At 55.1% G+C, this 22723-nt stretch carries 21 protein-coding genes, 1 rRNA gene and 1 pseudogene; 13 read left to right on the top strand and 10 right to left on the bottom strand.

Annotation, left to right across the window (positions count from 1 at the left end):
• Window positions 1-95, top strand: a 5S ribosomal RNA gene (gene rrf, locus PFH44_RS13755); the annotation flags it as partial.
• 132 nt (window positions 96-227) lie between these two features.
• Here the strand turns inward: rrf and mobB are convergent.
• Both mobB and mobA read right to left on the bottom strand, forming a co-directional pair.
• Window positions 228-740, bottom strand: a complete 513-nt coding sequence (mobB, locus tag PFH44_RS13750) for a molybdopterin-guanine dinucleotide biosynthesis protein MobB (RefSeq protein ID WP_045853710.1) — start codon at window positions 738-740, stop codon at window positions 228-230.
• On the bottom strand, window positions 737-1327 hold the full coding sequence (gene mobA / locus PFH44_RS13745) for a molybdenum cofactor guanylyltransferase MobA (protein ID WP_283825273.1): 591 nt from the start codon (window positions 1325-1327) through the stop codon (window positions 737-739). Before mobA ends, mobB begins: the two co-directional genes overlap by 4 nt.
• Window positions 1328-1398: 71 nt before the next feature.
• Here mobA and PFH44_RS13740 point away from each other — a divergent pair, with 71 nt between their 5' ends.
• The 3 genes from PFH44_RS13740 (at window position 1399) to dsbA (ending at window position 3381) form a co-directional block, all read left to right on the top strand.
• Window positions 1399-1668, top strand: coding sequence for a YihD family protein (locus PFH44_RS13740; RefSeq protein ID WP_045853708.1), 270 nt, complete (start codon window positions 1399-1401; stop codon window positions 1666-1668).
• A 75-nt stretch (window positions 1669-1743) separates the two neighbouring features.
• Complete coding sequence (locus tag PFH44_RS13735) at window positions 1744-2730, top strand: serine/threonine protein kinase (protein WP_283825272.1); 987 nt, start codon at window positions 1744-1746, stop codon at window positions 2728-2730.
• Between the two features lie 27 nt (window positions 2731-2757).
• The gene (dsbA, locus tag PFH44_RS13730) at window positions 2758-3381 is read left to right on the top strand and encodes a thiol:disulfide interchange protein DsbA (protein WP_041143379.1); all 624 of its coding nucleotides are present in this window, start codon (window positions 2758-2760) and stop codon (window positions 3379-3381) included.
• Window positions 3382-3432: 51 nt separating this feature from the next.
• Here the strand turns inward: dsbA and PFH44_RS13725 are convergent, their stop codons facing one another.
• Window positions 3433-4332, bottom strand: a complete 900-nt coding sequence (locus PFH44_RS13725; RefSeq protein WP_283825271.1) for an acyltransferase — start codon at window positions 4330-4332, stop codon at window positions 3433-3435.
• A gap of 395 nt (window positions 4333-4727) precedes the next feature.
• Between PFH44_RS13725 and polA the strand changes: the two genes are divergently transcribed.
• Both polA and spfP read left to right on the top strand, forming a co-directional pair.
• Window positions 4728-7514: a DNA polymerase I gene (gene polA, locus PFH44_RS13720; RefSeq protein WP_283825270.1), complete on the top strand. Its 2787-nt coding sequence runs from the start codon at window positions 4728-4730 to the stop codon at window positions 7512-7514.
• Window positions 7515-7679: 165 nt separating this feature from the next.
• Window positions 7680-7727 (top strand): small protein SpfP, encoded by a 48-nt coding sequence (gene spfP, locus PFH44_RS28085; RefSeq protein ID WP_071892919.1) that lies wholly within the window; start codon window positions 7680-7682, stop codon window positions 7725-7727.
• A 147-nt stretch (window positions 7728-7874) separates the two neighbouring features.
• On the opposite strand, the gene yihA is transcribed toward spfP, so the two are convergent.
• The gene (yihA, locus tag PFH44_RS13715) at window positions 7875-8507 is read right to left on the bottom strand and encodes a ribosome biogenesis GTP-binding protein YihA/YsxC (RefSeq protein ID WP_041143382.1); all 633 of its coding nucleotides are present in this window, start codon (window positions 8505-8507) and stop codon (window positions 7875-7877) included.
• Between the two features lie 594 nt (window positions 8508-9101).
• On the opposite strand from yihA, the gene yihI reads away from it, so the two are divergent.
• Window positions 9102-9608 carry a Der GTPase-activating protein YihI gene (gene yihI, locus PFH44_RS13710; RefSeq protein ID WP_045853704.1) on the top strand — a complete coding sequence of 169 codons (507 nt, stop codon included), beginning with the start codon at window positions 9102-9104 and terminating at the stop codon, window positions 9606-9608.
• Between the two features lie 188 nt (window positions 9609-9796).
• Window positions 9797-11170 carry an oxygen-independent coproporphyrinogen III oxidase gene (hemN, locus tag PFH44_RS13705; protein ID WP_045853703.1) on the top strand — a complete coding sequence of 458 codons (1374 nt, stop codon included), beginning with the start codon at window positions 9797-9799 and terminating at the stop codon, window positions 11168-11170.
• Between the two features lie 69 nt (window positions 11171-11239).
• Here the strand turns inward: hemN and glnG are convergent, their stop codons facing one another.
• The 3 genes from glnG to glnA form a co-directional block, all read right to left on the bottom strand.
• Window positions 11240-12649 carry a nitrogen regulation protein NR(I) gene (glnG, locus tag PFH44_RS13700; protein ID WP_041143385.1) on the bottom strand — a complete coding sequence of 470 codons (1410 nt, stop codon included), beginning with the start codon at window positions 12647-12649 and terminating at the stop codon, window positions 11240-11242.
• A gap of 8 nt (window positions 12650-12657) precedes the next feature.
• A complete protein-coding gene (gene glnL / locus PFH44_RS13695) occupies window positions 12658-13707 on the bottom strand; it encodes a nitrogen regulation protein NR(II) (RefSeq protein ID WP_128879403.1) in 1050 nt (349 codons plus the stop codon).
• A gap of 187 nt (window positions 13708-13894) precedes the next feature.
• Window positions 13895-15304, bottom strand: a complete 1410-nt coding sequence (gene glnA / locus PFH44_RS13690) for a glutamate--ammonia ligase (RefSeq protein ID WP_045853701.1) — start codon at window positions 15302-15304, stop codon at window positions 13895-13897.
• A 379-nt stretch (window positions 15305-15683) separates the two neighbouring features.
• On the opposite strand from glnA, the gene typA reads away from it, so the two are divergent.
• From typA to fabY, 5 genes are all read left to right on the top strand, one after another.
• Window positions 15684-17507, top strand: a complete 1824-nt coding sequence (gene typA / locus PFH44_RS13685; protein WP_045853700.1) for a ribosome-dependent GTPase TypA — start codon at window positions 15684-15686, stop codon at window positions 17505-17507.
• A gap of 134 nt (window positions 17508-17641) precedes the next feature.
• Window positions 17642-18232, top strand: coding sequence for a glucose-1-phosphatase (yihX, locus tag PFH44_RS13680; RefSeq protein ID WP_283825269.1), 591 nt, complete (start codon window positions 17642-17644; stop codon window positions 18230-18232).
• A 2-nt stretch (window positions 18233-18234) separates the two neighbouring features.
• Window positions 18235-19095, top strand: a complete 861-nt coding sequence (locus tag PFH44_RS13675; RefSeq protein ID WP_283825268.1) for a virulence factor BrkB family protein — start codon at window positions 18235-18237, stop codon at window positions 19093-19095.
• Window positions 19092-19529 carry a D-aminoacyl-tRNA deacylase gene (gene dtd / locus PFH44_RS13670; RefSeq protein ID WP_045853698.1) on the top strand — a complete coding sequence of 146 codons (438 nt, stop codon included), beginning with the start codon at window positions 19092-19094 and terminating at the stop codon, window positions 19527-19529. The genes PFH44_RS13675 and dtd overlap by 4 nt, the downstream gene beginning before the upstream one ends.
• 44 nt (window positions 19530-19573) lie before the next feature.
• On the top strand, window positions 19574-20515 hold the full coding sequence (gene fabY / locus PFH44_RS13665) for a fatty acid biosynthesis protein FabY (protein ID WP_045853697.1): 942 nt from the start codon (window positions 19574-19576) through the stop codon (window positions 20513-20515).
• Between the two features lie 15 nt (window positions 20516-20530).
• Here fabY and PFH44_RS13660 read toward each other — a convergent pair whose 3' ends face one another.
• The 3 genes and pseudogenes from PFH44_RS13660 to PFH44_RS13650 all read right to left on the bottom strand — a co-directional run.
• Entirely contained in the window at window positions 20531-21451 is a 921-nt protein-coding gene (locus PFH44_RS13660; RefSeq protein WP_283825267.1) for an alpha/beta hydrolase, read from the bottom strand.
• 189 nt (window positions 21452-21640) lie between these two features.
• A complete protein-coding gene (gene fdhE / locus PFH44_RS13655; protein WP_045853695.1) occupies window positions 21641-22570 on the bottom strand; it encodes a formate dehydrogenase accessory protein FdhE in 930 nt (309 codons plus the stop codon).
• Window positions 22567-22723, bottom strand: a pseudogene (locus tag PFH44_RS13650) (formate dehydrogenase cytochrome b556 subunit); the annotation flags it as partial. The pseudogene PFH44_RS13650 and the gene fdhE, both read right to left, overlap by 4 nt.

The raw sequence follows: 22723 nt of genomic DNA, 5'->3' as shown, positions 1-22723 counted from the left end.
GTCCCACCTGACCCCATGCCGAACTCAGAAGTGAAACGCCGTAGCGCCGATGGTAGTGTGGGGTCTCCCCATGTGAGAGTAGGGAACTGCCAGGCATCAAACAAACAAAGAAACCTCATGCGAAAGCATGGGGTTTTTTTGTTGTCTGCGGTTCATGAAAAGCGGCCGGACGCCGCCCGGTTCGGGCGCCGCGATCCCTGACCCTTCAGCCGCTAAGCTGCCTCTCATCACCCGCGTTGTTCTTCTAACCAGCGCACAATAAATGCCGCGATCTGCGCAATATCATTTAAATCCAGCTGGGGCAAAGAAGTCATCACCGGCGCATCGCTGGCCACCGCAATAACGTACTTATCGAGAACAAGATCCTCAACACGATGGCCGCCGTTTTGCCGAAAAAGCACGATCTTAGCCGTAGGTTCATGCTTAAAACCCTCTACCAGCACAACATCCAGCTTTGAGGCATCCATCCGGCTAACAAGCCACGGCAGGTCTACTTCTTCTTGATCCGGAGTTTCAGTCATCAGCGCCCAGCGCTGCGTACTGGCGACAATCGTCTGCGCGGCGCCTGCTTTGCGCAGCTCATAGCTGTCTTTCCCTGGTTTATCGACATCCATATCGTGATGGGTATGCTTTATCAAACCTGGGCGCAACCCTTCGGCGCATAATGCTGGGATCAGCTGCTTTAATAACGTTGTTTTACCGGTTCCGCTCCAGGCAGAAATTGCTAAAACAGGGATCATAACGGCTCCTGCATACCGTGAATATTCTGTAAGTCAGCAAGCGTATTCACATTAATAAACGCAGACTTTACGTCGCTAAAATCGACGCTATGTCCACCTGCCTGACGCATAAAGACCATCACCCGCCGTTCGCCGGCCGCCAGATAGGCCTCCAGCTGGGGTATTAGCCGGCGATGTATCAGGGCGATAGCGGGGTGATCCCGCTCCCCATCGTGCGCCCAGACCACCGGTGAGGCCTGCTTCTGCTGCATCAAACGCTCAACCAGAAACGGCGGAATAAACGGCGTGTCGCAGGGGCAAAACACAAACCAGGGACACTCTATCTGCTGCATCACCGACAGCATACCGGCCAGCGGTCCGGGAAAATCGCTAAGGCTATCGGTATAGATTGGGTAACCCGTCGCTTGCCAGCTTTGCAGATTACGGTTGGCGCTGATCGCCAAACTGGTCACCTGCGGTTGCAGCGCATCCGTAACATAGCGCCATAGCGGCTGCCCGTTTAGCGGCTGCAGCCCTTTATCCACTCCGCCCATCCGCGTGGCTTTTCCGCCGGCCAGCACGACGCCGGTTATTGCCTCGCCTTGCATAGAAATATCGCCTCTTTCATTGTGGGATTGACCCTGTTAACTTGTCCCTATCAAGAGTAAGGAGCATGACCATGAAATGTAAACGTCTGAATGAAGTTATTGAACTCCTCCAGCCAGCCTGGCAAAAAGAGCCTGAGCTGAATCTGATTCAATTCTTGCAGAAACTGGCGAAAGAGGCCGGTTATAAGGGGGAACTCGCCGATCTTTCTGACGATATTCTTATTTACCATCTGAAGATGCGTGACTCGACAAAAGAAGCCGTTATTCCAGGGATTAAGAAAGACTACGAAGAAGATTTCAAAACGGCGCTGCTGCGCGCTCGCGGCGTGATTAAAGAGTAAAAGGTTGTAAGTGCGACCGCAGAATGAGTTATGAGATGATATCCTGAACTATTCGTACGATTATCGGATGTCAGGATGCACGATAAGGCTTTCAATTTTCAGACGCTTCACCCGGATACCATCATCGATGGCCTGTTTGATCTGGGGATGCGGGTAGACTCAGGTCTCACTCCGCTAAATAGCTATGAAAACCGCGTTTACCAGTTTCAGGACGAAGATCGCCGCCGCTATGTGGTGAAGTTCTATCGTCCTGAGCGTTGGTCTGCCGAACAGATCCTCGAAGAACACCAGTTTACCTTCCAGCTAGAGCAGGATGACGTGCCCGTCGCCGCGCCGCTGCGCTTCAACGATCGCTCGCTTCATCAACACCAGGGCTTCTTCTTTGCCGTTTTCCCAAGCCTTGGCGGGCGTCAGTTTGAAGCGGATAACCTCGATCAGATGGAGTGGGTAGGGCGTTTTCTTGGCCGCCTGCATCAAACCGGGCGCAAGCAGCTCTTTGTTGCCCGACCAGAGATCGGCATTAAGGAATATTTACTCGAACCGCGCGCGGTCTTTGAGCACTCAACGCTGATACCGGCCGGCCTGAAGGGTCGTTTTCTCGCTGCGGCGGATAAGCTGATCGAGGCGGTCACGGCGAAATGGGACGGCGGTGCTAAGATCCTGCGCCTGCACGGCGACTGCCATGCCGGAAATATTCTCTGGCGCGATGGCCCGCTTTTTGTCGATCTGGATGATGCCCGCAACGGCCCCGCTATCCAGGATCTCTGGATGCTGCTGAACGGTGATAAAGCCGAACAGCGCATGCAGCTGGAGACGATCGTTGAAGCTTATGAAGAATTCAGCACGTTTAACACCGACGAAATTGCCCTCATCGAACCGTTACGCGCCATGCGCTTAGTCTACTACCTTGCGTGGTTGCTGCGACGCTGGGACGATCCTGCCTTCCCTATCAACTTCCCATGGCTTACCGGGGAAGACTACTGGCGCGGGCAGACCAAAACTTTTCTTGAGCAGGTGAAGGTTCTACAGGAACCCCCTCTTCAGTTAACGCCAATGTATTAATCTGATATTTCCAGGAGAGAGTTAAAAATGAAAAAAATTTGGCTGGCGCTGGCTGGTATGATTCTGGCTTTTAGTGCATCCGCTGCCCAGATAACCGACGGCAAGCAGTACATTACCCTCGAGAAGCCGGTTGCCGGCGAGCCACAGGTGCTCGAATTCTTCTCGTTCTACTGCCCGCACTGCTATCAGTTTGAAGAAGTGCTGCACGTTTCTGACAACGTGAAGAAAAAGCTGCCGGAAGGCGTCAAAATGACCAAGTACCACGTTGAGTTCCTTGGCCCGCTGGGCAAAGATTTAACTCAGGCGTGGGCGGTGGCCATGGCGCTGGGCGTTGAAGATCGGATCACCGTGCCGATGTTTGAAGCGGTGCAGAAAACACAAACCGTGCAGACCGTTGCCGATATTCGCAAAGTCTTCGTTGATGCCGGCGTGAAGGGTGAAGATTACGATGCGGCCTGGAACAGCTTCGTGGTGAAATCTCTGGTTGCCCAGCAGGAAAAAGCCGCGGCTGATCTGCAGCTGCAGGGCGTACCGGCGATGTATGTTAACGGTAAGTATCAGCTGAACCCGCAGGGAATGGATACCAGTAATATGGACGCATTTGTCGCCCAGTATGCTGATACCGTTAAGCAGCTGGTTGAGAAGAAATAAAAAAATAACGCCGGTCACTGACCGGCGTTGTTGTTTTTGGGCTCAATAAAGTTACTTTTCCTGCCGTTGTAGCATTTCCGTCAGCCGGGCGTCTTTTTCTTGCCATAACTCGTTCAGCCAGCGCTGAAAGCGACGTTTAAAGTTCTTATCATTCACGTAATCACCGTGCAGCTCCTCAGCGACGGGCATCAGATTAACCTGTACCGTAATGCGCGTGAGGCGGCCGCATAGCATATCGTAAAAGGGGCGTCGGTTATTCTGTGGATAGCATAATGTCACGTCCAGCAGCTTATCGAACTGACTGCCCAGTACGTTTAGCGCCATCGCAACGCCTGCCGCCTTTGGCGGCAATAAGTTGCTATAAGGCGAACGAGTCTGGTGCTGTTTCTCCTCGGTGAAACGCGATCCTTCTACAAAGTTAACGATGGTCGTTGGGTAAGCGCGGAATTTTTCGCAGGAACGACGGGTCGTTGCAACATCTTTGCCGCGGCGCTCCGGATGGCGAATGAGATAGCCTCGCGAGTAGCGGCGCATAAAGGGCATATCCAACGCCCAGCAGGCAAGACCGATAAAAGGCACCCAGGCTAGCTGCTGCTTGAGGAAGTATTTGTTCATCGGTATATGCTTGCGGAACAGCACGCAGAGCACCACGATATCTGCCCAGCTATGATGATTGCTAATGAGCAGATACCAGTTCTTTTTATTCAGTCCTTCAAGACCCTGCACGTCCCACTTCAGCCCCGGGTTGAGGTACAGCAGCAGCGCCAGCCCTTCGCACCAGCAGTACATCATGAAATTACAAAAATGAGAGATAGCGCGCCACACCGCAGGGATCGGCACCAGCAGCTTAATGACTCCGGCGATGATAATCGGTACGGAACAAATAATGGTGACCAGGATGGTAAGAGCGATACTTAGAGGAAGCGTTATCGCTGCGAGTAATCTCGACATAGTTATTTTATTCAGAAAGTTAGGCTGAGAAAGAGCGCGATTAAACAGCGCAAGAGCCTGATTTTATCAGAAAACGCAGCAAATGACGGGTCTAACGAGAACAGAAAAACAGGCGGATCTTATATCCACATGGAGCATTGAGTCATCGCGACGGCTTTAAATCAATAAAATATATATAACATCATGATAAATAAAAACTAATTATAGTGACGTGCGTTTTTTTTTACACGCAATGGCTACCGGGCTAAAACTATACACAAACTTATCCACAGATAGCCGTACCGCAGGATCGACCGGATCGATGAATCTTTTCGGCGAAATGTGGGAAAAATTCAGGTTTTCATGCCTGTCTGTGGCATCCTTTATCCATAATCTGATAAACAGGCACGGAAATTATGGTTCAGATCCCTGAAAACCCCCTCATCCTCGTTGACGGCTCCTCTTACCTTTACCGGGCGTATCACGCATTCCCGCCGCTGACCAACAGCGCAGGCGAGCCGACCGGCGCAATGTATGGCGTGCTGAATATGCTGCGAAGCCTGATCCTGCAGTACCAGCCCACCCATGCCGTGGTGGTGTTTGATGCCAAAGGAAAAACTTTCCGTGACGAACTGTTTGAGCACTACAAATCTCACCGTCCGCCGATGCCAGACGATCTGCGCGCGCAGATTGAGCCGCTGCACACGATGGTGAAAGCGATGGGCCTGCCGCTGATGGCGGTACCGGGCGTGGAGGCCGACGATGTGATTGGCACCCTGGCGCGTGAGGCCGAAAAAGCGGGTCGTCCGGTATTGATCAGTACCGGCGATAAGGACATGGCTCAGCTGGTCACTCCGGGTATCACCCTGATTAACACCATGACCAATACGATCCTCGGCCCGGATGAAGTGGTGACGAAGTACGGCGTTCCGCCAGAGCTGATCATCGATTTCCTCGCCCTGATGGGCGACTCCTCGGATAACATTCCAGGCGTTCCGGGGGTCGGAGAGAAAACCGCTCAGGCCCTGCTACAGGGATTGGGTGGCCTCGATACGCTGTATGCCGAAGCGGAAAAAATCGCTGGCCTGAGCTTCCGCGGCGCCAAAACCATGGCGGCGAAGCTCGAGCAAAATAAAGAGGTGGCGTACCTCTCCTACCAGCTGGCAACCATTAAAACAGACGTGGAGCTGGATCTGAGCTGCGAAGAGCTGCTGGTTGTGGAACCGGCGGCGGACGATCTGCTGACGCTGTTCAAAAAGTATGAATTCAAGCGCTGGATAACCGACGTGGAGTCCGGCAAGTGGATGCAGGCAAAAGGGAGCAAGCCTGCGGCAAAACCGGCGCAAGCGGCGGTGGCTGAAGAAGAGGTTGTTGAAGCTGCGGCAACGCTGTCTGCCGAAAACTACGTCACCATTCTTGATGAAGAGACGCTAACGGCGTGGATTGAGAAGCTCAAGAAAGCGCCGCTGTTTGCTTTCGATACGGAAACGGACAGCCTGGATAACATCTCGGCCAATATGGTTGGCCTGTCGTTCGCTATCGAACCCGGCGTTGCGGCCTATGTGCCGGTTGCGCATGATTATCTCGATGCGCCGGATCAGATCCCGCGCGATCGCGTGCTTGAGCTGCTCAAGCCGCTGCTGGAAGATAACAGCCTCCTTAAAGTTGGGCAAAACCTGAAGTACGACCGCGGGATTTTGGCGAACTATGGCATTGAGCTCCGCGGTATTGCCTTCGATACGATGCTGGAGTCCTACATCCTTGATAGCGTGGCCGGGCGCCATGACATGGATAGCCTCTCCGATCGCTGGCTTCAGCATAAAACCATTACCTTTGAAGAGATTGCCGGCAAAGGAAAGAATCAGCTTACGTTTAACCAGATTGCGTTGGAAGAAGCGGGCCGCTATGCGGCTGAAGATGCCGACGTCACTCTGCAGCTGCACCTGAAAATGTGGCCGAAGCTGCAGCAGCACGAAGGGCCGCTGCAGGTATTTAAAAATATCGAGATGCCGCTGGTACCGGTGCTATCCCGCGTTGAGCGCAACGGGGTTAAAATCGATCCGGCGGTGCTGCATGCCCATTCTCAGGAGATCGCTAAGCGCCTGGTTGAGCTGGAGCAGAAGGCCTATGAGATCGCCGGGGAAGAGTTCAATCTCTCCTCACCGAAGCAGCTGCAAACGATTCTGTTTGAAAAGCAGGGCATTAAACCGCTGAAGAAAACCCCGGGCGGCGCGCCATCGACTTCGGAAGAGGTGCTGGAAGAGCTGGCGCTGGACTATCCGCTGCCGAAGGTGATTCTTGAGTACCGCGGGCTGGCCAAGCTGAAGTCGACGTATACCGATAAGCTGCCGCTGATGATTAACCCCAAAACCGGCCGGGTCCATACCTCATACCACCAGGCCGTTACCGCCACCGGGCGTCTCTCTTCTACGGACCCTAACCTGCAAAATATACCGGTGCGTAACGACGAAGGGCGACGCATTCGCCAGGCGTTTATCGCGCCGCAGGATTATCTCATCGTCTCTGCCGACTACTCGCAGATTGAACTGCGCATCATGGCCCATTTATCTCGCGATAATGGCCTGCTGACCGCTTTTGCCGAAGGGAAAGATATCCACCGGGCGACGGCGGCGGAGGTCTTTAGCCTGCCGCTGGAGAGCGTCAGCAGCGAACAGCGTCGTAGCGCTAAAGCGATCAACTTTGGTTTGATTTACGGCATGAGCGCATTCGGCCTCGCGCGCCAGCTCAATATTCCGCGCAGAGAAGCGCAAAAGTATATGGATCTCTACTTCGAGCGCTATCCGGGCGTGCTGGATTATATGGAGCGCACCCGCGCGCAGGCGAAAGAGCAGGGGTATGTTGAAACCCTGGACGGTCGTCGGCTCTATCTCCCGGACATCAAATCCAGCAACGGTGCACGTCGTGCGGGCGCTGAGCGAGCGGCAATCAATGCGCCAATGCAGGGGACGGCGGCAGATATCATTAAGCGGGCAATGATTGCCGTTGATGAGTGGCTGCAGACCGAGAAGCCGCGGGTGCGGATGATTATGCAGGTGCACGATGAACTGGTCTTTGAAGTGCATAAAGATGACCTCGATAGCGTGGCGAAAAAGGTCCATGAATTAATGGAAAACAGCACCACGCTGGCGGTTCCGCTGCTGGTGGAAGTGGGTAGCGGAGAAAACTGGGATCAAGCGCACTAGGTATTTCGTGGAGAGAGCGTTTTTCTGTAAGTAAGCAACATAACTTATAGCGTTTTGTGACGATCATTCGAATTTGCTATGTAAAGAGTGAAAAAAAACTACAAAAAGTGCTTTCTCCCTAACTGAAAGAAGAGTAGAGTTAATGACGTAGGGTACAGAGGTAAGATGTTCTATCTTTCAGACCTTTTACTTCACGTAATCGGATTTGGCTGAATATTTTAGCCGCCCCGGTCATTTATGACCGGGGCGTTTTTTATTGCGCGAAAGAAAAGTTTTTATCGACCGGAATGGTGGGGGCTGGCCTGATTTTGTCGCCCGAATAAGGCGCTAAGCGCCGTTATCCGGGGAGTCTGGCGGAGATTACTCCCCGTCTTCGATCTCTTCCTGAGGAGGGATTTCGTTAAACCAGCTATCGAGCTTCTGCCGCAGCTTATCGACGCCTGATTTCTTCAGCGAAGAGAACGCCTCAACCTGCACATCACCGTTAAAGGCGAGTACCGCCTCACGCACCATATTGAGCTGCGCTTTACGGGCTCCGCTGGCCAGCTTATCGGACTTAGTCAGCAGCACCAGCACCTGGATATCGCTTTCTACGGCCCATTCGATCATCTGCTGGTCGAGGTCTTTCAGCGGATGGCGAATATCCATCAAAATAACCAGCCCTTTCAGACACAGGCGTTTTTCGAGGTATTCACCCAGCGCCCGCTGCCATTTGATCTTCATCTCCTCGGGGACCTGAGCGTAGCCGTAGCCCGGTAAATCGACCAGACGTTTACCGTCGGCAACTTCGAACAGGTTAATCAGCTGGGTACGTCCCGGCGTTTTTGAGGTGCGCGCCAGGCTTTTCTGATTCGTCAGCGTATTCAGGGCGCTGGATTTCCCGGCATTTGAGCGGCCGGCAAACGCCACTTCGATTCCGGTATCGGAAGGAAGATGGCGGATATCCGGTGCGCTGGTGACAAAATGCGTCTGTTGATAGTTCCAGTTGGTCAAGACTGTCGTCTCCGTTAAATAAGGCTATGGCGGGGATTATACCTGAACAGCAGAAAAAGGCTGTTTTTACCGCATCCCGCAAATTAAGGCCGCTGTAGGTGAAAGCCCTACGATTTGTAAGACATTGACCATTCGTGGTATGGGAAATCCATGAAAAAGATTGGCGGATTAATGGTTAAAATTATTATTTATCAATATGTTATGTCTTGAAGAAAATTCCGAAAATTGCCTTTTTGCACGGTACCTGGTTGTAGGATTCCTTTAACCCGGTAAAGTAGTGGTCAAGGCGAGGATGCCAACAGGAACAGGGCTCAGGATGAGCGGTCAGGGAGCGCCAGGAGGCGAAGAACAGGGATTGTCAGGATGACGGGCGTCTGGAGACGTTTTCAAAGGGAAAAGGATGTAACAAGGAACGTTATTAGCTAAAGGAAAGACAGGGTTTGTCGTTAGCTAACATGGAAAGTGGAAACCCTTTAAGGGTTGTTCGTGAGGAAAAAGGCGACAGAGTAATCTGTCGCCTTTTTTCTTTGCTTGCTTTCTGCTAGATTCCGCCTCAATTCTATACTGAAGAAAACGATCTGAAGATTACACACCATGAAAAAACCGACAGCTGTATCCCGTGGTAAAACACAGCGCAAGACGCGTGAAGAATTGAATCAGGAAGCCCGCGATCGCAAGCGTCAGAAGAAACATCGCGGTCATACGGCAGGAAGTCGCGCCACCGGCGGAGAGGGCTCCTCGGCGGGCAAAAAAGCAGGTCAGCAGCAAGATCCGCGTATTGGTAGCAAAAAACCGATTCCGCTGGGCGTGACCGAGAGCACCCCGGCAACTAAGCAGCACAAACCAAAGAGCGAGAAACCTATGCTTTCACCGCAGGCTGAGCTGGATTTGCTGGAAAACGATGAGCGCCTGGACGCGCTGCTGGAACGTCTGGAAGAGGGTGGTTCCCTGAATGCTGAAGAGCAGACCTGGGTTGATGCCAAGCTCGATCGCATTGATGAGCTTATGCAGCAGCTCGGCCTCTCCTACGACGACGACGAAGATGAGGAAGAAGAAGAGCGCAAGGAAGATATGATGCGCCTGCTGAAGGGTGGAAACTAACGTTTGCACTCAGTCGGATTCCCGGTCCTGCTTATAACCCTTCTGGTTATGTGTTATCTGCTGTGGTTATTCGCTAAACTACGACGGTTGTCGCGGCGTCAGAAATGGCTGCGCAACCGGCTCATTACCCGAAGTGCGGTTGGGCCGGGGCGGCGTACCCGCCGGCGGCACCATCGGAAGGAGTGAGCATGACCGTGCAGTTAATCGACTGGGATCTGGCCCTGATCCAAAAATATAACTATTCCGGGCCGCGTTATACCTCGTACCCCACCGCGCTGGAGTTTTCTCCCGAATTTGGCGCCGCTGAGTTCGACGAGGCGGTGGCCCGCTATCCGCAGCGCCCGCTATCGCTGTACGTGCATATCCCGTTTTGTCATAAGCTCTGCTATTTCTGCGGCTGCAATAAAATTGTGACCCGCCAGCAGCATAAGGCCGACCAGTACCTGGACGTGCTCGAGCAGGAGATTATTCATCGGGCCCCGCTGTTTACCGAACGCCAGGTGCATCAGCTGCACTGGGGCGGCGGAACGCCAACCTATCTGAATAAAGAACAAATCAGCCGGTTGATGAATTTGCTGCGCACCCACTTCAATTTTATTGCCGATGCCGAGATTTCAATTGAAGTCGATCCGCGGGAAATTGAGCTGGACGTGCTTGACCACCTGCGCGCTGAGGGCTTCAATCGCCTGAGTATGGGCGTGCAGGACTTCAATAAAGAGGTGCAGCGTCTGGTTAACCGCGAGCAGGATGAAGACTTTATCTTTGCTCTGCTCAACCATGCGCGTGATATTGGATTTACCTCTACCAATATCGATCTGATTTATGGCCTGCCGAAGCAAACGCCGGAAAGTTTTGCCTTTACGCTGCAGAAGGTGGCCGAACTCAACCCCGATCGCCTGAGCGTATTTAACTACGCGCATCTGCCTACGCTCTTTGCCGCGCAGCGTAAAATCAAGGATGCGGACCTGCCTACGGCGGAACAGAAGCTGGATATCCTGCAGGAGACGATTGGCTCGCTCACCGATGCCGGCTACCAGTTTATCGGCATGGATCATTTTGCGCGCCCGGATGACGAGCTGGCGATTGCCCAGCGTGAAGGCGTGCTGCATCGCAACTTCCAGGGCTACACCACCCAGGGCGACACCGACCTGCTGGGGATGGGCGTGTCTGCGATCAGCATGATTGGCGACTGCTACGCGCAGAACCAGAAAGAACTGAAGCACTACTATCAGCAGGTTGATGAAACCGGGAACGCCCTGTGGCGCGGCATTGCGCTGACCCGCGATGACTGCATACGCCGGGACGTCATCAAATCGCTGATCTGTAATTTCCGTCTCGATTTTGCTGCCGTCACCGCCCAGTGGGACATCGATTGTCAGCACTATTTTGCCGAAGATTTGCAGCTGCTCGCACCGCTGGCGAAAGATGGGCTGGTGGACGTCGATGAAAAGGGGATTCAGGTCACGCCGAAAGGCCGCCTGCTGATCCGCAACGTCTGCATGTGTTTTGATACCTATCTGCGCCAGAAAGCGCGGATGCAGCAGTTCTCACGGGTTATTTAAGCAAAATCCCGGCGACGCAGGGTTACCGGGGTGGTGAAGCGGCTGGCCGAGCGGCCAGCGCGAACCGCGTTATTCCATTCCCAACTCTTTCAGCTTACGGGTAAGCGTGTTACGCCCCCATCCCAGCAGGCGTGCAGCCTCCTGCTTGTGCCCCTGCGTATGGCGCAGGGCGGTGGTCAGCAGCGTCCGCTCCATTTCCGGCTGAGCCTCAGAGAGCAGGTTTTGATGACCGGATCGCAGGGCGCGATCGGCCCACTGTCCCAGCAGCGTCGCCCAGCTATCCGGCTGCATATGCGTGGGGCTATCCGGTACCGAGGTTTCAAACAGCTCGCTGGGAAGATCCTGGGTCAGCACCTCCTGACCGGCGGCCATCACCGTCAGCCAGCGGCAGGTATTTTCGAGCTGACGCACGTTGCCGGGCCAGGCCAGGCGGGTGAGCGCCGTTTCCGTTTCCGGGTGCAGCAGCTTAGCTTCAACGCCCAGCTCGCGCGCCGCAACCTGCAGGAAGTGGCGAGCCAGGCGCGGAATATCCTCCCGGCGCTCGCGCAGCGGCGGCAGATGGACGCGAATCACGTTCAGACGGTGGAACAGGTCCTCACGGAATTTACCCTCCTGGACACGCTGTTCGAGGTTTTGGTGGGTCGCGGCAATGATCCTGACGTCCACCTTCACCGGCGCATAGCCGCCAACGCGATAGAACTGACCGTCGGCCAGCACGCGCAGCAGGCGCGTCTGCACGTCCAGCGGCATATCGCCAATTTCATCGAGAAACAGCGTGCCGCCATCGGCCTGCTCAAAGCGGCCCTGGCGTACGGTATTGGCGCCGGTAAACGCCCCTTTCTCGTGACCGAACAGCTCGGACTCGATCAGGTCTTTTGGGATCGCGGCCATATTCAGCGCGATAAACGGCGCCTTTGCCCGCGGACTGTGGCGGTGCAGGGCGTGAGCGACCAGCTCTTTACCGGTACCGGATTCACCGTTGATCAGCACGCTAATAGAAGAGCGCGACAGGCGGCCGATAATGCGAAAAACATCCTGCATCGCCGGCGCTTCACCGATGATATCGGCCGTTGGGCTGTTTATCGGCGCATTTCGCGGCTGCTGCTGCTCCTGATAGTGGCTGATAGCGCGGTCAACCAGCGCCACGGCTTCATCAATATCAAAAGGTTTCGGCAGATAATCAAAGGCCCCCTGCTGATAGGCGCTTACTGCCGCATCCAGATCCGAATGCGCGGTCATTATGATGACCGGAAGCATCGGATGGCGTTGCTTAATTTGTTTCAGCAGCGCGAGCCCATCCATCCCCGGCATCCGAATATCAGACAGCAGTACATCCGGGGTTTTGGTGGTGAGTGCATCAAGCACCTCGTTGCCGCTTTCAAACGTTGTACAACTCAAGCCTGCCCCGGTGAGCGCGCGTTCAAGCACCCAACGGATGGAGCTATCGTCATCAACGATCCAGGCTATCCCTCGTTGCATAAACACCTCTACTTCCGAATAGGCAGGAATACCGAGAATTCGGTATGCCCTGGCCAACTGGTAAATTCAATTTTGCCGGAGTGTCGATCGATAAGACTGCGGGCAATGGAAAGCCCCAGACCGGTACCGCCTTCGCGACCGCTGACCATGGGATAAAAAAGCGTATCCTGTAAATGGGACGGAATTCCCGGGCCGTTGTCCTCCACATCAATGCGCGCGGCGAGACGGTAGCGTACGCCATGCAGCGTCAGCTGGAAGGCGGTACGGGTGCGCAGAATAATTTCTCCGCCTTCTGGCCCCAGCGCCTGCAGCGCATTGCGTACGATATTCAGCAGGACCTGTTCAATTTGGTCCGGGTCGTGCGCCAGCTCCGGCAGGCTAGGGTCGTAATCACGGGTAAGCTTGACGTTATCCGGCAGCTCCATCGACACCAGCTTCACCACCCGCTCAGCGACTTTATGAATGCTTTCGGTAACGTGCATTCCGGGGTGCTGCGGTCCCAGCAGGCGATCGACCAGGTTTCTCAAGCGGTCGGCCTGCTCAATGATGACGTTGGTGTATTCCATCAGCGCCGGATCGGGTAACGCTTTGCTCAACAGCTGCGCCGCGCCCCTCAGGCCACCCAGCGGATTTTTAATCTCGTGGGCCAGACCGCGGACTAAATCACGCGCCGCGATTTGCTGCGCGTGCTGCAGCTGCTCCTGGCTCAGACGCCGCTGGTTATCCATGGGCGCCATTTCCAGCAGGATTTGCCCTTCAGGCAGGCGCTGTGCGGTTAAGGACAGGATATGCGAGCGGCCATCGATCACCAGGGTGACTTCGTTGTCGGTAAAGCCCTGGCCCGCCTGCAGGCTCTCCTGCATCAGACCGATATTCAGCGAAAAGTAGCTCAACAGCTCGGGGAGTGGCGTGCCGTACAGCTTGCGCGAACTTTGGGCCAGCAGCTGCTGCGCCGCCGGGTTCGCGTAGTGCACCGCCAGGTCGTCATCGACCAATAAGATGCTGTTGATTAAAGAGTTAAGGATCTGCCCAGCATCGGGCTGAGTGCCTGTTGCCATCTGACAGTCTCCTGAAAAGAGTGCACTATTTTAGTGCAGTATAGCTTTTTATAAGTAAAAAGCGCATAAGATCAGCATGTTGGTGGAGAAAAAAGCCCATCCTGAGATGGGCTGAAAGTTTCCACGGCAACAAAATATCCCTGGTACCCCACGCCACAACACGGAATACCGAGGATTTACAGCAAAATTAGACGCTGTAGTACAGCTCGAACTCAACCGGGTGCGGAGTCATGCGTACGCGGTCGTTTTCTTCAATACGCAGGGCGATGTAGGCATCGATAGCGTCGTTGGTGAATACGCCACCCGCGGTCAGGAACTCACGGTCAGCATCCAGCGCGTTCAGTGCTTCTTCCAGAGAGCCAGCAACCTGTGGGATCTCTTTCGCTTCTTCCGGCGGCAGGTCATACAGGTTTTTGTCCATGGCTTCGCCCGGATGGATTTTGTTCTTGATACCGTCAAGACCAGCCATCAGCAGCGCAGCGAAGCACAGGTACGGGTTGGCAGCCGGGTCCGGGAAGCGCACTTCGATACGACGCGCTTTCGGAGAAGTGACCACCGGAATACGGATAGAGGCAGAACGGTTACGGGCAGAGTAAGCCAGCATAACCGGTGCTTCGTAACCCGGGACCAGACGCTTGTAGGAGTTGGTGGTCGGGTTAGCCAGGGCGTTAATCGCTTTAGCGTGTTTGATTACGCCGCCGATGTAGAACAGCGCTTGCTCGGACAGGCCAGCATATTTGTCACCAGAGAACAGGTTTACGCCGTTCTTGGACAGGGACATGTGGCAGTGCATGCCGGAACCGTTATCGCCAAACATTGGTTTTGGCATAAAGGTCGCGGTTTTACCAAAGCGGTGAGCAACGTTGTGCACAACGTATTTGTAGATCTGAATTTCGTCCGCTTTTTTGGTCATGGTGTTGAAGCGGGTAGCGATTTCGTTCTGACCAGCAGTCGCGACTTCGTGGTGGTGAGCTTCAACTACCAGGCCCATCTCTTCCAGGATCATACACATGGTAGAGCGGATGTCCTGAGAGGAGTCAACCGGCGGAACCGGGAAGTAGCCGCCTTTCACGCCAGGACGGTGACCTTTGTTGCCACCTTCGTATTTGGTGGAGGAGTTCCATGCGCCTTCGATATCGTCGATAGCCACGTGGGAACCGGAGATAGAAGCGCCAAAGCGGACGTCATCGAACAGGAAGAACTCTGGCTCTGGCCCGAAGAGTACGGTATCTGCCAGGCCGGTAGAACGCAGGTACTCTTCAGCGCGTTTCGCGATGGAGCGCGGGTCGCGGTCGTAGCCCTGCAGGGTGCCTGGTTCCAGGATATCGCAGCGGATGATCAGCGTCGGTTCTTCGTAGAACGGGTCGATCAGCGCGGTGGTCGCATCCGGCATCAGAACCATGTCAGATTCGTTAATACCTTTCCAGCCACCAATCGAGGAGCCATCAAACATTTTGCCTTCTTCGAAGAATTCGGCATTAACCTGATGAGAAGGAATTGTGACGTGCTGTTCTTTACCTTTGGTATCGGTGAAGCGCAGATCGACAAACTTCACTTCGTGCTCGTTCAGCATCGTCAAAACGTGTTCAGCGGACATACTTAAACTCTCCCGGATTGGTCATTGTCGTCGTGGTAACGAAAACTTTTTTACTACTTAAAGTGGCGTTGTTGCCTTAAAATAGATAAAGCGAAATCTGTGCCAACTTTTAAATGCTATGTAAAACGCTGTATCATGCGCACCATAGTGCAAAAGAACTGCACCATGATAGGAATAATGCACCAAAATAGTGCTTCAGTGTGAACATTGAGCACCATTTTGGTGCAGTTTTTGTTACGGTGCCCTTTTATCGCTCCGTGAAAGCGATCACAAAGAAACTCTGCAATACTTGTTTGCGGAGGATGTTTGTGATCCTGTTCAGTCCTTCGCTTATTACGTGTACAATAACGCGCTATTTCTAATGCCTGAGGCAAAGTTTGTGATCGAAAATCTGCGTAACATCGCCATCATCGCGCACGTTGACCATGGTAAAACTACCCTGGTCGACAAGCTGCTCCAGCAATCCGGTACGTTCGATGCACGTGCCGAAACACAAGAGCGTGTGATGGACTCCAACGATTTGGAGAAAGAGCGTGGGATTACCATCCTCGCGAAAAACACCGCAATCAAATGGAATGATTACCGTATCAACATCGTTGATACCCCTGGGCACGCCGACTTCGGAGGTGAAGTTGAGCGTGTTATGTCCATGGTTGATTCTGTGCTGCTGGTGGTTGATGCCTTTGACGGTCCGATGCCGCAAACGCGCTTCGTCACCAAGAAAGCCTTTGCCCACGGCCTGAAGCCGATCGTGGTCATCAACAAAGTTGACCGTCCGGGCGCACGCCCTGACTGGGTTGTCGATCAGGTCTTCGATCTGTTCGTTAACCTCGACGCAACTGATGAGCAGCTGGACTTCCCTATCGTTTACGCATCTGCGCTGAACGGTATCGCGGGTCTGGACCACGAAGATATGGCTGAAGATATGACTCCGCTGTATCAGGCGATCGTTGACCACGTTCCGGCACCGAACGTCGATCTGGACGGTACGCTGCAGATGCAGATCTCCCAGCTGGACTACAACAACTATGTTGGCGTTATCGGTATCGGCCGCATCAAACGCGGCAAAGTGAAGCCGAACCAGCAGGTCACTATCATCGATAGCGAAGGCAAAACTCGTAACGGTAAAGTCGGTAAAGTGCTGACCCATCTGGGTCTGGAACGTATCGACAGCGACATCGCCGAAGCGGGCGATATCATCGCGATCACCGGCCTGGGCGAGCTGAACATCTCCGACACCATCTGCGATCCGCAGAATGTTGAAGCGCTGCCGGCGCTGTCCGTTGATGAGCCGACCGTTACCATGTTCTTCAACGTCAACACCTCTCCGTTCTGCGGTAAAGAAGGGAAGTATGTGACCTCTCGTCAGATTCTCGACCGTCTGAACAAAGAGCTGGTCCACAACGTGGCGCTGCGCGTTGAAGAAACCGAAGACGCTGACGCATTCCGCGTTTCCGGCCGCGGTGAGCTGCACTTGTCCGTACTGATTGAAAATATGCGTCGTGAAGGTTTCGAAATGGCGGTTTCCCGTCCGAAAGTTATCTTCCGCGAAATCGACGGCCGCAAGCAAGAGCCGTTCGAAAACGTTACGCTGGACGTTGAAGAGCAGCATCAGGGTTCCGTGATGCAGGCGCTGGGCGAGCGTAAAGGCGACCTGAAAAACATGAATCCAGACGGTAAAGGCCGCGTACGTCTTGACTACGTGATCCCAAGCCGTGGTCTGATCGGCTTCCGTTCTGAGTTCATGACCATGACCTCCGGTACCGGTCTGCTGTACTCCACCTTCAGCCACTACGACGACGTTCGTCCGGGTGAAGTTGGTCAGCGTAACAACGGCGTACTGATCTCCAACGGTCAGGGTAAAGCGGTTGCTTTCGCCCTGTTCAGCCTGCAGGATCGCGGTAAGCTGTTCCTGGGTCACGGTGCAGAAGTGTACGAAGGCCAGATCATCGGTATTCACAGCCGTTCTAACGACCTGACCGTAAACTGCCTGACCGGTAAGAAACTGACCAACATGCGTGCGTCCGGTACTGACGAAGCCACGGTTCTGGTTCCGCCGATCAAGATGACCCTGGAGCAGGCTCTGGAGTTCATCGATGACGACGAACTGGTAGAAGTGACTCCGCAGTCTATCCGTATCCGTAAACGTCACCTGACCGAGAACGATCGTAAACGCGCTATGCGCGGTGCGAAAGAAGACTAATTCTCGCCGTCCGTTGATATCTAAACCCCGCCTTAATGGCGGGGTTTCTTTTTTGTCTCCCAGGCACCCACCTCGTAGTCAAACCTCGCCTTTCCCGCTACAGTTAATTTTCCACGGTGCAAAAGGAGAGGGCCATGCTCTATATCTTTGATTTAGGTAATGTGATTGTCGACATCGACTTTAACCGGGTACTCGGGACGTGGAGTGATTTAAGCCGCATTCCGCTGGCGACGCTGAAGCAGCACTTCACCATGGGTGAGGCGTTTCGCCTGCACGAGCGCGGTGAAATCAGCGACGAAGCCTTCGCTGAAGCGATGTGTCATGAGATGAATATGGCGCTGAGCTATGAGCAGTTTTCCCACGGCTGGCAGGCCGTATTTGTCGCGCTGCGCCCGGAGGTCATCGCGATTATGCACAAGCTACGCGAGCAGGGACACCGCGTCGTCGTGCTATCGAATACCAACCGCCTGCACACCACTTTCTGGCCAGATGAATATCCGCAGGTGCGCGCCGCGGCCGACCATATCTATCTTTCGCAGGAGATGGGAATGCGTAAGCCCGAGGAGCGGATCTACCAAAGCGTTCTGCAGCAGGAGGGATTTTCCGCTGCCGATACGGTCTTCTTTGACGATAATGCCGAGAATATCGCTGGCGCGAACCGGCTGGGAATAACCAGCATTTTGGTGACCGGAAAGGAGACTATCCCCGACTACTTTGCGCAATGATTATGTTAAAAACCGTTCATCAAAAAGCAAAGCGTCGCTGCCGTCCGCTGCTGGCCTGGCTAAAGCTGCTGTGGCGCCGGATTGATGAAGACAATATGACGACGCTGGCAGGGAATCTTGCCTACGTGTCGTTACTCGCGCTGGTGCCGCTGATTGCCGTGGTGTTCGCGCTTTTCTCCGCCTTTCCCATGTTTTCTGAAGTGAGCGGGCAGATACGCCACTTCATCTTTGCCAACTTTATCCCGGCGACGGGGGACGTCATTCAGCGCTATATCGAGCAGTTTGTCGCGAACTCCAGCCGAATGACGGCGGTCGGCGCCTGTGGGCTGATCGTGACGTCGCTGCTGCTGATGTATTCGATAGATAGCGCGCTGAATACCATATGGCGCAGCCCGCGCGCCAGGCCAAAAATTTACTCTTTTGCGGTCTACTGGATGATCCTTACCCTCGGACCCTTACTGGCGGGGGCGAGCCTGGCGATCAGCTCATACCTGCTGTCGCTGCGCTGGGCCAGCGAGCTCAATAGCGTCATTGATGACGTGCTGCGCATCTTCCCGCTGGTTCTATCGTGGGCGGCGTTTTGGCTGCTTTACAGCATTGTCCCGACGACGCAGGTGCGAAATCGCGACGCGCTGATTGGTTCGCTGGTGGCCGCGCTGCTGTTTGAGGCCGGTAAAAAAGCGTTTGCCCTGTATATCACCGCCTTTCCGTCGTACCAGCTGATTTATGGCGTCATAGCCGTGGTGCCCCTTTTGTTTGTTTGGGTGTACTGGACGTGGTGTATCGTCTTGCTTGGGGCCGAAATTACTGTCACTCTCGAGGAATACCGCAAACTAAAAAAAGAAGAAACAGAACAACCATGATTGCATTAATTCAACGCGTATCCCGTGCCAGCGTTACCGTGGAGGGCGAGGTGACGGGCGAAATCGGTCCGGGGCTTCTGGTGCTGCTAGGGGTCGAGAAAGATGACGACGAGCAGAAGGCCAACCGCCTCTGCGAACGCGTACTCGGCTACCGCATCTTTAGCGATGCGGAAGGGAAAATGAATCTTAACGTCCAGCAGGCCGGCGGCAGCGTGCTGGTAGTTTCCCAGTTTACGCTGGCGGCGGATACCGAGCGCGGCATGCGCCCGGGCTTCTCAAAAGGCGCCGCGCCCGATGCCGCTGAGGCGCTGTACGACTATTTCGTCGCGCGCTGTCGCCAGCAGGAAATGCACACACAGACCGGGAGATTCGCTGCGGATATGCAGGTCTCGCTGGTCAATGATGGCCCTGTCACCTTCTGGTTACAGGTATGAGTCAGCTTCCGGGAAGGCTGCGGGCAACAAAAGAGAGTACAGCTATGTATCACCTTCGTGTACCGCAAACAGAAGAAGAGTTAGAGAGCTACTATCAGTTCCGCTGGGAGATGCTGCGTAAGCCGCTGCATCAGCCAAAAGGGTCGGAGCGCGATGCCTGGGACGCCATGGCGCATCATCAGATGGTGGTCGATGAGGACGGCAATTTGGTCGCCGTGGGGCGGCTGTACGTGAACGCCGAAAATGAGGCCTCCATTCGCTTTATGGCGGTGCACCCTTCCGTACAGGATAAAGGGCTCGGGACCCTAATGGCGATGACCCTGGAGTCGGTGGCGCGCCAGGAAGGGGTGAAGCGCGTAACCTGCAGCGCCCGCGAGGACGCGGTGGATTTCTTCGCCAAGCTGGGGTTCGTTAACCAGGGCGAGATAACCACGCCAACCACCACGCCTATCCGCCATTTCCTGATGATCAAGCCGATTGCCTCGCTGGACGATATTCTTCACCGCGGCGACTGGTGCGGACAGCTGCAGCAGGCCTGGTATCAGCACATTCCGCTCAGCGAAAAAATGGGCGTGCGCATTCAGCAGTACACCGGGAAAAAATTCATCACCACCATGCCGGAAGCCGGCAACCAGAATCCGCACCACACGCTGTTTGCCGGGAGCCTCTTTTCCCTGGCAACCCTCACCGGCTGGGGGCTTATCTGGCTGATGCTGCGCGAGCGGCACCTCGGCGGAACGATTATCCTCGCCGACGCGCATATCCGCTACAGCCAGCCGATTAGCGGCCGCCCGAGCGCGGTGGCGGACCTCGGCTCCTTAAGCGGCGATCTTGACCGCCTCGCTCGCGGCCGAAAGGCGCGGGTTCAGCTGCAGGTTGAGCTGTTTGGCGATGAGAACCTGGGTGCCGTTTTTGAAGGCATTTATATCGTTCTGCCCGCCAAGCCGTTTGGCTCGTACGAAGAGGGCGGCAACGAAGAAGAGTAGCCCGCCTCTCCTGCCTTATGCGGCGCCTGGTGAACCGCTTCGCCAGGCGATATCCCGCATAGCGTCCCGCGCTGCCGGGCTGATCCCTCCAAGCTGAAAGAAGCCGTGAATCACCCCGAGATAGCGCTGCGCGCTGCACTTGACGTTCTGCCCGAGCAGCCGGCGATATAACGCTTCACCTTCATCGCGCAGCGGGTCGTACTCTGCGGTAATAATATGCACCGGCGGCAGGCCGCTGAAGTCTTCTCGCCACAGCGGGCTCGCCTCCGGGTGGGAAAAATCGGTCGACGAGAGATAGATCTCGTAGCCGCTCAGCAGCGTATCCCGGGTGATGAGGTAATCTTCGCCGTTGCTGACGTAGCTTGCCGAGCGGGCGGTGGCGTCCAGCATCGGGTAAATCAGGATTAGCTGCGCGGGCTGCCACTCTGCCGCGGCTTTCAGCCGCAGGGCGGTAACCAGGGCCAGATGGCCGCCGGCGCTGTCTCCGGCAAGCGTGATGCGTGAGGTATCGACCCCCAGCCGCCCGGCGTGGCGGTGGATAATGTCGGCACCGCGCTGCGCATCGTCATGTGCGGCAGGGAAGGTATGTTCGGGCGCCAGCCGGTACTGCACGGCGATGACCCGACAGCGGCTCTCATACGCCAGCTGCCGAAGCTGCCGATCGTGGGTAGCGAATCCGCCGCTGATAAAGCAGCCGCCGTGATAGTAGATAACGGTAGGCAGCACGCTCTCGGCATCGAGCGGCGATACCACGCGAAAGGTCATGCCTTCTAAGGCGATATCCTCGACCTGCACGCGGGTTTCAGGCGCGCCGGCCAGCGCCGCGCTGGCCACGTAGCCCGCTCTCCGGTCATCAATATTCTGCTCCCGCGAAGAGGGGCAGCCCGCTGCGATAAACTCATCCACCAGGCGGTTAATGCTTTTTTCCAGCGTCATCTCTCACTCCTTTTTTCTGTATGGATATACAGCTTTATAGCCTGGTTTATGGCGGATGAACACGGGATTATTTGGGGCTGGAGCGGGGAGATGGCGTACAAAAGGGCGCGGATAACCTCGGTGAGGCTTCGGCCTGTGCGGCCTGGTGGCTGGCCGGGCAACCTGCGCTACCCGGCCATCAGCTACTTTTTACTCGCCTTCACCCGGGAACATAAACGGGTTGATAGAGCTGCGGGCAAAACCTTCCTGCTCCATATGGGCGTCCAGCACCAGCGAGGCCAGATCGTCAGCGACGGCTTCGACGTTGGGATCTTTTTCCTGATACATAATCTTCAGGTAGGTCCCGCAGTCGCCGCAGCTTTCGGCCTTGATCGCCGCCTGCTCGTTATCCAGCGACCAGTAGTTCAAATCGCGGCTCTGTTCGCAGTTGCTGCACTTGACGCGCACGACGTGCCATTCGGTTTCGCACAGATTGCAGTGCAGGTAGCGCAGCCCCTGAGTGGTACCGATTTGCACCATGCTGGAGACCGGCATCGAGCCGCAAACCGGGCAGTGCTGACGCTGCTCACCGTACTCGGCGTGGGCTTTACCGGGGATCAGGCTCGCCATCTGCGCCCAGTAAAGCGACAGCGCGGCCCAGATAAACGGGGCCTTATCGCTGCTGACCAAAGCAAAGTCGGAGGCGAAAAGCGCGCTCGCCATCAGCTCAAGCTCCTGTTCGGACGCTTTTTCCAGATTTTCGATGACCGCCAGCGCCGGGCCGCTCATCTCCGGCTTCAGCTCGGCGATAAGCGAATGCAGCAGCTTGTGCCAGTGCTTATCGCGCGGCAGGACGTGAATATCCAGCGGCGGTTTGCCCTGGGCATTCGCCTCTTTGAGGCGGGCCGTCAAATCCATCTGCAGCGGATGGTCGTACAGCACCACTTCCTGAGCGTGGGCGATCAGCGCGGCAAAGCGCAGGTAGTCGCCCAGCGGGTTGCTCTCCGCCAGCTTGCGCAGGCGCTCGGCGCGGCGGTTATAAAGATTTTTTAGCCTGGGGAACAGTAGCGGCGGAATATATTCCGCCGTGCGTTTCTCGCTCGAACCCAGCTCATCTTGCGGGATTATGCGAATACTCATTCAGTCTTTTTTTCCTGTTTCTGGCGGACTTCGCGATACCAGCGCGGGTGATGTTTCTTCGCCCATGTTTTGGTAACCCAACCTTCCACCATCGCGGTAATGGTGCCTTTCACCCACAGGGCGGCGTAGATATGCACCATGATAACCACAATT

Source organism: Klebsiella sp. Ech2A, from assembly GCF_030078455.1.
Lineage (GTDB): Bacteria > Pseudomonadota > Gammaproteobacteria > Enterobacterales > Enterobacteriaceae > Klebsiella > Klebsiella terrigena.
This window is presented reverse-complemented; position numbering and strand designations above follow the sequence as displayed.